Origin of the sequence: Wenzhouxiangella sp. XN79A (assembly GCF_012272825.1) — a bacterium.
Taxonomy (GTDB): domain Bacteria; phylum Pseudomonadota; class Gammaproteobacteria; order Xanthomonadales; family Wenzhouxiangellaceae.
This window is the reverse complement of the sequence record NZ_JAAWWS010000151.1, coordinates 46,599-57,347: the sequence shown is the minus strand read 5'-3', so window position 1 is coordinate 57,347 and position 10,749 is coordinate 46,599. Positions and strand designations below refer to the sequence as shown.

Here is a 10,749-nt window from a genome sequence, read left to right as displayed (position 1 = left end):
CTCGCGAATCGCCCCGGCCACCCTTCGCCCGCAAGCGGCCTCCAACAGGAACCTCCGCCAGAACCGCCTGTTGGAGGGAGCTTGCTCGCGAACCGACTTCAGTCGGAGGTGAAGATCAGCTTCGGCCGGTTATACAGTCCGCCGGCCACCCAGGCCAGGGCGATCGCTGCCACGGTGGTGCTGAGCAGGGTGGCGCCGACCCAGGCGGCGCTGAGCGGCTCGCCGCGGACCAGCTCCAGGATCATGATGTTCTGGTTCAGCAGCGGCACCCAGGTCATCCAGGCCTCGGCCTTGGTCGGGTCGATCAGCAGCCAGAAGCTCGGGATCATCGGCACGAAGATCACCAGCCCCATGTAGCTCTGCGCTTCGCGGAAACTCTTGGCGAACGAGGCCAGGATGGTCAGCAGCGCCGCGGCCAGCAGCGCCGCCGGCGCGACCAGCAGGAACGCCAGACCGGCCACCTTGAAGTCGAGGTTCAGCGCCACGCCCATGTCGGCGGTCGGCAGCATGCCCATCGCGAAGACGAAGGCGATCAGTCCCAGCGCCAGCGTGGCCAGCGCGAAGAAGGTGGTAGCCATCAGCTTGCCGGCCATGATCTTCCAGCGCGGCAGCGGATTGATCAGCAGCGGTTCCAGCGACTTGCGCTCTCGCTCGCCGGCCGTGGTGTCGACGGCCATGTGCATCGACCCCATGAACACGGTGATCAGGATGAAGTACGGCAGGAACGCGAGAATCTGGCCGCCCCGCGAAGTCGGCGTCGACAGGTCGACGATCCGGGTGTCGATCGGTCGGGTGAGCTCGGGATGGACGCCGCGCAGCTGCAGCCTCAGCTGGCTGATCTGCGCGCTGTAGGAATTCAGGTAACTGCGAACGCGCGCGATCGTGGTGCCGGTGTAGCGCAGCGACTGGTCGGCGATGATCTCGATCGGCGCCGGCCGTCCGGCCTGCCAGGCGTCGGCAAAGCCTTCGGGAATGCGCAGTACGACTTCGCTTTCCTCGCTGCGCACCGCGGCTTCCGGGTCGTCGGGCGCGTCCTCGATGATCACGCCCTGGCGCTCCAGCCAGGCGACCAGGTTCGGCGCATTCTCCGCACCGACGACCGGCAGTTCGAGCGCGGCTTCCATGCGTTCGGTCGTTTCGCTGGCCATGAACGACAGCATCAGGCCGAAGATCACCGGCCCGAACAGCGGCCCGAGGATCAGCGTGTTCAGCACGACCCGGCGATCGCGGAAGTTGTCCAGCAGTTCCTTGATGAAGACGGCGATCATGCGAGCAGCCCCTCGTCCGAGCCGATGAGTTTCACGAAGGCGTCCTCCAGGTTCTCCTCGCCGCTCTTCTCGAGCAGCTGCTGGGCCGTGCCGTCGGCAGCGATGCGGCCCCGGGAGATGATCACGATCCGGTCGCACAGTGCGGCGACCTCCTGCATGATGTGGGTGGACAGCACGACGCAGTGGCCTTCCATCTTCAGCCGGAGCAGGAAGTCGCGAAGGGCGCGGGTGGTCATCACGTCCAGGCCGTTGGTCGGCTCGTCGAGCAGGATGGTGCCCGGCTCGTGGATCAGCGCCCGCGCGATCGCGACCTTGACCCGCTGGCCCTGCGAGAAGCCGTCGGTCTTGCGGTCGATGAAACCGGCCATGTCCAGAATGTCGCTCAGGTGGTTGATGCGGCTTTCGATGGTGTTCTTCGCCAGGCCCTGCAGGCGACCGTAGTACCGGATGTTCTCGCGCGCGGTCAGGCGGTCGTACAGGCCGCGGGAATCCGGCACCACGCCCAGCTTGCCCTTCACGCCGATCGGGTCGGCCAGCGGATCGATGCCGTCGACGGTCATCGTGCCCGAGTCGGGCTTCAGCAAGGTATAGAGCATCCGCAGCGTGGTCGTCTTGCCGGCGCCGTTCGGGCCCAGCAGGCCGGTGATCTGGCCGTCGCGCGCGGTGAAGCTGACCTCGTCGACCGCGACCACCTTGCCCTTGTTGAAGGTCTTGCGGAGTTTGTGCGCTTCGATCATGGTGCCGGCCCCAGCAGGTCGAGGAAGAACGGCTCGGGGCCGATCCTGTCCATGCACTCGGTGTCGAGTTCGTCCACCGAGGCGTCGTTGATGAACTGCGTCGCGATGCCGGAAATGCAGCCGTTGGTCACGACGATGTGGCCGCGGCCCTCGGCGACCAGGTGCCGGCCGTTGTCGAACTGTGAGACCGCCTCCTCGCCGTACTCCGGCGGCGTGACGGGATCGCGTTCGCCGGACAGCAGCAGGGTCGGCACCTCGGAGCTGAAGGCCTCGAAGAACCCCGCGTCGACCGGGTCGGCCGGCCACCAGTCGCAGACCCGCGCGTAGAGGTCCTGCATGCTGTTGCCGAGCAGCGTGCCTGCGCTGTCGATGCCGGGCGGCCAGTGCGGCCAGTCCTCGCTGCATCCGACGGCGAAGTTCAGGCCGATCGCGATCATGTCGCCCATCTGGTCGCCGACGATCAGCGCCTGCGCGGCCAGGCGCTCGGGACTGCCGGTGGTCGCGGCCTCGTGGACCAGGTACGGAATCATCATCTGCGCTTCCGGCGAGTAGGCCAGGAAGCGCAGCGAAGCGGCCAGCACCTGGTCGGAAAACTCGATCGCTTCGGCCACGCCGGTGCGCGGGTGCGTGACCTGGATCTCGACCGGGGTCTCGGCGTACTGCGCCTTCAACGCCTCGAACCGCTCGGCCAGGCCCGGAAAGCGGTCACCGCAGTCCGGCGACTCGGCACAGGCCGTGAACAGGTTGCCGAGTGCCTGGTCGAGCTTTTCGGCATGTTCGGACCCCAGCCGGAGCCGGCTCGGCACCACGCCGTCGAGAATCATGGCGCGGACGCGGTCCGGGTACTCGCGCAGGTAGACCTGGGCCATGCGCGTTCCGTACGAGCCGCCGACCAGGTTGACCTGCTCGGCGCCGATGTGCTCGCGCAGCGCCTCCAGGTCGGCCGCGCCGTCGCGGGTGGTGTAGTGGCGGACATCGGCGTCGAGGCCGGCGAGGCAGTCGCGCAGCTGGCGCTCGAGCTCGTCGAGGTTGTTCTCGGTCATCATCAGCTCTTCGTCGAACTCGCAGCTCAGCGCGTTCGAGCCGCCGGTCCCGCGCTGATCGAGGAAGATCAGATCGCGGCTGCGGTTCACGTCGCCGAACGGCCCCTGCATGATCGGCGCGATGTCGCGCGCCGCCTGCCCCGGGCCGCCGGCCAGGAACATCACCGGGTCGGGCGCCACGGTATTGCTGCGCGCCGGGATCACCGCCCAGGCCAGATCGAGCATCCGCCCGTCCGGTTCCGCGCGGTTTTCGGGTACGCTAAGGGTTCCGCACAGGGCGTCGACCGACAACCGCCCGCCGGCGATCGACAACTCGCATTTCTCGAGACCGGGCCAGCGCTCGTCCTGCGCCGGCGCTGGCTGTACGGCCGCCAGCAGAAGGCCGGCCGCGCACAGGATTCGGGTTTGGATTCTCAATGGTTCGCCCCAAGGAAGTCGGGATATCCGAATTCGCCACACTACGGAGCCGGCGCACCGAAATCAACAGGCCAGAGGTCATGCACGCACTCGACGTTTCCAATCTGAAGAAGACCTACAAGAACGGCGTCGAAGCGCTGAAGGGCATCGATCTGAAGGTCGAGGAAGGCGACTTCTTCGCCCTGCTCGGCCCCAACGGCGCCGGAAAATCCACGCTGATCGGCATCGTCTCCTCGCTGGTCAACGCGACCGGCGGCGAGACGAAGGTGTTCGGCATCAGCGTCCAGAAGGATCGTTCCCGGGCCATGGCCCAGATCGGCCTGGTGCCCCAGGAGATCAACTTCAACCAGTTCGAGAAGCCGTTCGAGATCTGCGTCAACCAGGCCGGCTACTACGGCGTGCCACGGTCGATCGCCAAAGAGCGCGCCGAGAGATACCTCAAGCAGCTCCAGCTCTGGGACAAGGCGTTCCGTCCGTCGCGCCAGATGTCGGGCGGCATGAAGCGCCGCCTGCTGATCGCGCGGGCGATGATGCATGAACCGAAGCTGCTGATTCTCGACGAGCCGACCGCCGGCGTGGACATCGAGATCCGTCGCTCGATGTGGGAGTTCATCGAGGGCATCAACGTCGCCGGCACCACCGTCATCCTGACCACGCACTACCTGGAAGAGGCCGAGAACCTCTGCCGCAACATCGCGATCATCGATCACGGGAGAATCGTCGAGAACACCACCGTCAAGAAGCTGCTCGGCAAGCTCGACATCGAGACCTTCGTGCTCGATCTCGGCGCGCCGATCGACGAAGCGCCCCGCGTCGAGGGCATGGAGATCGTACTGCGCGATCCGACCACGCTGCTGGCCAGCCTGCCGAAGTCGCGCAGCCTGAATGCGCTGTTCACCACGCTGGAAGCCCGCGACATTCAGGTCAAGTCGATGCGCAACAAGGTCAACCGGCTCGAGGAGCTGTTCCTTCGCCTGGTCGAGAAACCGCAGGCCGCCGAAGAAGGAGAAGCGGCATGAGCGTCGATGTGTCCGCGACCAGCTACTGGATCGGCTACAAGACCATCGTCATCAAGGAGCTGAACCGGATCCTCAGGATCTGGCCGCAGACCCTGATCCCGCCGGCGATCACGATGACGCTGTATTTCGTCATCTTCGGCCAGTTGATCGGTCGCCGCATCGGCGAGATGGGCGGCATGCCGTACATGGACTTCATCGTGCCGGGCCTGATCATGCTGTCGGTGATCACCAACTCCTACGGCAACATCACCAGCTCGTTCTTCGGCGCCAAGTTCGGCCGCCACATCGAGGAGTTGCTGATCTCCCCGCTGCCGCCGATCCTGATCCTGGCCGGCTACGTCTCCGGCGCGCTGTTCCGCGCGCTGATGGTCGGGGCGCTGGTGCTGGTGGTCGCCGCGTTCTTCTCCGACCTGTCGATCCAGCACTGGGGCATCACCATCGCCGTGGTGGTGCTGACCTCGATCGTCTTCGCCCTCGGCGGCTTCATCAACGCCACCTTCGCCCAGAAGTTCGACGACATCTCGATCATCCCGACCTTCGTCCTGCAGCCCATGACCTATCTGGGCGGCGTGTTCTTTTCGGTCGAACTGCTGCCCGGCGTATGGGAGAACATCGCGCTGGCCAACCCGATCCTCTACATGGTCAACGCCTTCCGCTACGGCATGCTCGGTGTGTCCGACGTGCCGTTGGCGCCGGCGTTCGCGATCATCATCGGGTTCGGCCTGGTGCTGGGTGCGATCTGCCTGACGCTCCTGAAGCGCGGGACGGGCTTGCGGACGTAGCTGGATTCCGGGACGCGGCCCCGGGCCCCGCTTTTCCTGTTGGAGGGCGCTTGCGCGCGAACCGGTCGGGCCAGCCTTCGCCCGCAAGCGGCCTCCAACAGGAAGATCGAACCGCCTCGCCCCTGACCGTCTGTTGGAGGGCGCTTGCGCGCAAACCGACCCGGCCACCCTTCGCCCGCGAGCGGCCTCCAACAGGAACCTCCGCCAGATCCGTCTGTTGGAGGGCGCTTGCGCGCGAACCGCCCCGGCCAGCCTTCGCCCGCAAGCGGCCTCCAACAGGAAAATCGAACCGCCTCGCCCCTGACCGCCTGTTGGAGGGCGCTTGCGCGCGAACCGACCCGGCCAGCCTTCGCCCGCAAGCGGCCTCCAACAGGAAAATCGAACCGCCTCGCCCCTGACCGCCTGTTGGAGGGCGCTTGCGCGCGAACCGGTCGGGCCAGCCTTCGCCCGCAAGCGGCCTCCAACAGGAAGATCGAACCGCCTCGCCCCTGACCGTCTGTTGGAGGGCGCTTGCGCGCGAACCGGTCGGGCCAGCCTTCGCCCGCAAGCGGCCTCCAACAGGAACCTTGACAGAACGACCTGTTGGAGGGAGCTTGCTCGCGAACCGCCCCGGCCAGCCTTCGCCCGCGAGCGGCCTCCAACAGGAATCTCCGCCAGATCCGTCTGTTGGAGGGCGCTTGCGCGCGAACCGGTCGGGCCAGCCTTCGCCCGCAAGCGGCCTCCAACAGGAAATGGAAGAAATCCGGGGCTCGGGGCCACGCCCCGAAACACCTACCCCACTTCGTTGACCACCCCCACCTCGCCCAACCCCCGGGCGGCCAGCCATTCGACGGCGTCCTCGGCATCCCGTTCGAACCACGCCCGCGTGGAGCCGAGCCGGAACGAGTAGCCCCAGGCATCCATGTCGGCCATGCAGCGCTCGCGGCCGAAGCCGTCGACGTGGTCGGCAAGAAGGATCTGCAGGTAGCAGACCGCGTTCTCTTCTTCGTAGCCGCCGCCGGCGTCGGTGTGCAGGCTCGCGCGACGCCGCGGATCCATGCAGATGTAGTGGCAGGACTCGTGCAGGATGGAGTGCACCGGGGTGTCGGCCCGCACGTGGACGACCGCGCCGACCAGCCCGGCTTCCTCGTCGCCCCAGTAGCTGCCCGGAATCCCGGCATCCGGGGCGCATTGCTCGATCCGCAGGCCGAATTCGGCCAGCAGGCGACGAAGCGCAGCCCGGTCGGCGTCGCGCCAGCGCAGCACGTCGGGGGCCGGGCCGGCGGCGGTTCCGGAAGCGGTCGGTGCGGTCATGGCGCGCAGTCTACGCGATGTGACTTCTCGCCCATGGGCGCTGTCCGAAGAAGTCGATACACTATGGGCGTGTCTCACGCCGCTGCCACGCGGCCGGCAACCCTGAGCGATGCGAGAACTCCATCCGACCAACTGGCTCCGCTACGCAGGCATCCTGACCTGGTGCCTGGTCGGGATTGCGCTGCTGCTGGCTCCGCTGTATGCCCGGCAGCCGCTGACGACCGCATCGATCATTGGCGCCTGGTCGGCGATGACGCTGTTCCTGCTGGCCTTCCTGCACCCGTGGTCGCGAATGCGGATGGTCGCGCCGTTCTGGCAGCGGGTCGTCGCGCTGGCCGTGATGACCGCGGCGGTGATCGCGGTGTCCTACTTCAGCCGCTCCAGCTTCGGCGCGATCCTGTCGACGGTGATCGCCGGCATCCTGCCGTGGTTGCTGCCCCGCGTACTCGGCGTCGCCTGGCTGTTCTGTCTGTCGCTGGTGTTCGCCGTGATGGTCGCGCTGCTGCCGCAGTTCGGCTGGATCTTCCTGATTCCGCAGCTGATGATCCTGCTCGGGCTGATGCTGTTTGCATTCGCCGCCTCGACGCTGGCGCTGGAGCAGCTGCGGGCCCGCGACGAGCTCCGGCGCGTCAACTCCGAGCTGCGCGCCACCCAGAGCCTGCTGGCCGAGAACACCCGGATTGCCGAGCGCGTGCGCATCGCGCGCGAACTGCACGACCTGGTCGGCCACCACCTGACCGCGCTGAGCCTGAACCTCGAGGTGGCCAGCCACACCAGCGCCGGCAAGACCAAGGAGCACGTCGACCGGGCCGGCTCGATCGCCCGGCTGCTGCTGTCCGACGTCCGTGAAGTGGTCTCGGACATGCGCCAGGACGATCGGGTCGACCTTCGCGAGGCGGTCCGCGAACTGGCTTCCGGCGTGCCCGAGCCGGCCATCCATCTCGACATTCCCGACGAGCTTTCGCTGACCGATCCGAAGCGTGCCCAGATCCTGCTGCGCTGCGCCCAGGAGGTCATCACCAACACGGTCCGTCATGCCCGCGCGCAGAACCTCTGGATCCGGCTGACCGCCGACGCCGATGGCCTGCGCCTGGAAGCCCGCGACGACGGCCGCGGCGCCGCCGAGCTGCTGCCCGGCAACGGACTGACCGGCATGCGCGAGCGGATCAAGGAGCTCGGCGGCCGACTGGAAATCATGACCCGCCCCGATTCAGGATTCCGGATCAACGCCTGGATGCCACCAGAGGCCCCTGCATGACCGACACCGCCGAAGCCCGAACCATCCGCGTCATGCTGGTCGACGACCAGAACCTGGTCCGCCAGGGCGTGCGCTCGCTGCTCGAGCTGACCAGCGACATCGAGGTGGTCGCCGAGGCCAGCGACGGACAGGAAGCCATCGACATGGCGCCGGAGATCGGACCGGACGTGATGCTGCTCGACATCCGGATGCCCAACAAGAACGGCCTGGACGTGCTGAAGGAACTGCACGAGGCCGGGACCCTGCCGCCGACGATCATCCTGACCACCTTCGACGAGGACGACCTGGTCCTCGACGGCATCCGCACCGGGGCCCGCGGCTACCTGCTCAAGGACGTCTCGCTCGACGAACTGGTCGGCGCGGTGCGCGCCGTGGCCGATGGCCAGACCATGGTCAAGCCGGCGGTTACCGAGCGGCTGCTGGCCGGGCTCGGCAAGTCGCGACTGGAATTCTCCAGCCTCGACCGCCCCGACCCGCTGACCGAGCGCGAGACCGAAATTCTGCGGCTGATGGCCGGCGGTTACTCGAACAAGGAAATCGCCAACGCGCTGAACGTGGCCGAGGGCACGGTCAAGAACCACGTCTCGAGCATCCTCAGCAAGCTCGGCGTGCGCGACCGGACCCGGGCGGTGCTGAAGGCCTTCGAACTGGGCGCACTGTAGCGCCGCTGCGATCCGATCCAGTGCTCCTGCAGGAGCGGGCCGCGCCCGCGATCCCTCGGGTCGGCCACCCTTCGCCCGGCAGAACCGGCCTCCCTCAGGCCTTCGGTCGAGCGCCGCGATGAATCTGCCTGTTGGAGGGCGCTTGCTCGCGAACCGGCCGGGCCGACCTTCGCCCGCAAGCGGCCTCCAACAGGAACCTCCGCCAGATCCGCCTGTTGGAGGGCGCTTGCGCGCGAATCGCCCCCGCCGCCCTTCGCCCGCAAGCGGCCTCCAACAGGAACCTCCGCCAGGTCCGACTGTTGGAGGGCGCTTGCGCGCGAACCGCCCCCGCCACCCTTCGCCCGCAAGCGGCCTCCAACAGACGGAAGCAGCGCCTCGCCGGAATCGACTGCTGGAGGGAGCTTGCTCGCGAACCGGCCGGGCCGACCTTCGCCCGCAAGCGGCCTCCAACAGGAACCTCCGCCAGGTCCGCCTGTTGGAGGGCGCTTGCGCGCGAACCGCCCCCGCCGCCCTTCGCCCGCGAGCGGCCTCCAACAGGAACCTCCGCCAGATCCGCCTGTTGGAGGGCGCTTGCGCGCGAACCGCCCCCGCCACCCTTCGCCCGCAAGCGGCCTCCAACAGGAACCTCCGCCAGATCCGCCTGTTGGAGGGCGCTTGCGCGCGAACCGCCCCCGCCGCCCTTCGCCCGCAAGCGGCCTCCAACAGGAACCTCCGCCAGGTCCGCCTGTTGGAGGGCGCTTGCGCGCGAATCGCCCCCGCCACCCTTCGCCCGCGAGCGGCCTCCAACAGGAACCTCCGCCAGGTCCGCCTGTTGGAGGGCGCTTGCGCGCGAACCCCTGCGGCAGCTCCCGCTCGCTCCACCCCGATCCTGTTACAGTTCGTCCACTGTCCCGCACCCCTTGAACCGCATGTTCGACGACACCTATACCATTGCCGGATTCGACGACGAGCTGGCCGCTGCGATCGAGCAGGAAAACCAGCGCCAGGAAGACCATATCGAGCTGATCGCCTCGGAGAACTACGCCTCGCCGCGCGTACTCGAGGCCCAGGGCTCGCAGCTGACCAACAAGTACGCCGAGGGCTATCCCGGCCGGCGCTATTACGGCGGCTGCGAGTTCGTCGACATCGCCGAGAACCTGGCCATCGAGCGGCTCAAACAACTCTATGACGCCGGCTACGCCAACGTCCAGCCGCACTCCGGCTCGCAGGCCAACCAGGCCGTGTACCTGGCCCTGCTCGAGCCCGGCGACACCATCCTGGGCATGGACCTGTCCGAGGGCGGCCACCTGACCCATGGCGCCAAGGTCAATTTCTCCGGCAAGATCTTCAACGCGGTCGCCTACGGGCTGAACCACGAGACCGGGGAAATCGACTACGACCGGATGGCCGAGCTGGCCGAGGAACACCGGCCGAAGATGCTGATCGGCGGCTTCTCGGCCTATTCCAAGGTGGTCGATTGGGCCCGGATGCGCGAGATCGCCGATTCGGTCGGCGCCTGGTTCATGGTCGACATGGCCCACGTCTCCGGCCTGATCGCCGCCGGCGTCTACCCGAACCCGGTACCGCACGCCCACGTCGTCACCTCGACGACTCACAAGACGCTGAGAGGCCCCAGAGGCGGCATCATCATCGCCAGGGGCGACGACGAGACGATCACGAAGAAATTCCAGTCGCTGGTCTTTCCCGGCTGCCAGGGCGGCCCGCTGATGCACGTCATCGCGGCCAAGGCCGTCGCCTTCAAGGAAGCCCTCGAGCCCGAGTTCAAGGACTACCAGCGGCAGGTCGTCGACAACGCCCGGGCGATGGCCGAGGTCGTCATGCAGCGCGGCTACAAGGTCGTCTCCGGCGGCACCGACAACCACCTGTTCCTGGTCGACCTGATCGCCAAGGACATCACCGGCAAGGACGCCGAGGAATCGCTGGGCCGCGCCCACATCACGGTCAACAAGAACACCGTGCCGGGTGAGCCGCGCTCGCCGTTCGTCACCTCGGGCCTGCGGATCGGCACGCCGGCGATCACCACGCGGGGCTTCGGCGTGGAGGAGTCGAAGGAACTGGCCGGGTTGATCTGCGACGTGCTCGACGCGGTGGGCGACGAGGCCGTCGAGGCCCGCGTGCGCGACGCGGCCTCGGCGCTTTGTTCGAAGCATCCGGTGTATCGGAAGGGTTGATCTTCACCCTTCGCCCGCGAGCGGCCTCCAACAGGTGAATCGAGCCGCTTCGCCCTGATCGACTGTTGGAGGGCGCTTGCGCGCGAACCGAATCGGCCA

9 protein-coding genes are annotated in these 10,749 nt (G+C 67.4%); 5 read left to right on the top strand and 4 right to left on the bottom strand.

Annotated elements, in window-relative coordinates; translation table 11 throughout:
• Positions 1-98: 98 nt before the first annotated feature.
• From HFP89_RS09645 to HFP89_RS09635, 3 genes are read right to left on the bottom strand one after another with little or no spacing between them, the layout of a single operon-like run.
• On the bottom strand, positions 99-1,268 hold the full coding sequence (locus HFP89_RS09645; RefSeq protein WP_168717452.1) for an ABC transporter permease: 1,170 nt from the start codon (positions 1,266-1,268) through the stop codon (positions 99-101).
• Positions 1,265-2,005, bottom strand: a complete 741-nt coding sequence (locus tag HFP89_RS09640) for an ATP-binding cassette domain-containing protein (RefSeq protein ID WP_168717451.1) — start codon at positions 2,003-2,005, stop codon at positions 1,265-1,267. The genes HFP89_RS09645 and HFP89_RS09640 overlap by 4 nt, the downstream gene beginning before the upstream one ends.
• Positions 2,002-3,273, bottom strand: coding sequence for an alpha/beta hydrolase (locus HFP89_RS09635; RefSeq protein WP_168717450.1), 1,272 nt, complete (start codon positions 3,271-3,273; stop codon positions 2,002-2,004). Before HFP89_RS09635 ends, HFP89_RS09640 begins: the two co-directional genes overlap by 4 nt.
• 272 nt (positions 3,274-3,545) lie before the next feature.
• On the opposite strand from HFP89_RS09635, the gene HFP89_RS09630 reads away from it, so the two are divergent.
• Positions 3,546-4,484 (top strand): ABC transporter ATP-binding protein, encoded by a 939-nt coding sequence (locus HFP89_RS09630; protein ID WP_168717449.1) that lies wholly within the window; start codon positions 3,546-3,548, stop codon positions 4,482-4,484.
• Positions 4,481-5,266 (top strand): ABC transporter permease, encoded by a 786-nt coding sequence (locus HFP89_RS09625; protein ID WP_168717448.1) that lies wholly within the window; start codon positions 4,481-4,483, stop codon positions 5,264-5,266. The genes HFP89_RS09630 and HFP89_RS09625 overlap by 4 nt, the downstream gene beginning before the upstream one ends.
• A gap of 771 nt (positions 5,267-6,037) precedes the next feature.
• On the opposite strand, the gene HFP89_RS09620 is transcribed toward HFP89_RS09625, so the two are convergent.
• Entirely contained in the window at positions 6,038-6,559 is a 522-nt protein-coding gene (locus tag HFP89_RS09620; RefSeq protein WP_240956269.1) for a hypothetical protein, read from the bottom strand.
• 109 nt (positions 6,560-6,668) lie between these two features.
• On the opposite strand from HFP89_RS09620, the gene HFP89_RS09615 reads away from it, so the two are divergent.
• The 3 genes from HFP89_RS09615 to glyA all read left to right on the top strand — a co-directional run bounded on the left by HFP89_RS09615 (position 6,669) and on the right by glyA (position 10,650).
• Positions 6,669-7,817 carry a sensor histidine kinase gene (locus tag HFP89_RS09615; protein WP_168717447.1) on the top strand — a complete coding sequence of 383 codons (1,149 nt, stop codon included), beginning with the start codon at positions 6,669-6,671 and terminating at the stop codon, positions 7,815-7,817.
• On the top strand, positions 7,814-8,479 hold the full coding sequence (locus HFP89_RS09610; protein ID WP_168717446.1) for a response regulator transcription factor: 666 nt from the start codon (positions 7,814-7,816) through the stop codon (positions 8,477-8,479). Before HFP89_RS09615 ends, HFP89_RS09610 begins: the two co-directional genes overlap by 4 nt.
• 908 nt (positions 8,480-9,387) lie before the next feature.
• A complete protein-coding gene (gene glyA / locus HFP89_RS09605) occupies positions 9,388-10,650 on the top strand; it encodes a serine hydroxymethyltransferase (protein WP_168717445.1) in 1,263 nt (420 codons plus the stop codon).
• Positions 10,651-10,749: the final 99 nt, after the last annotated feature.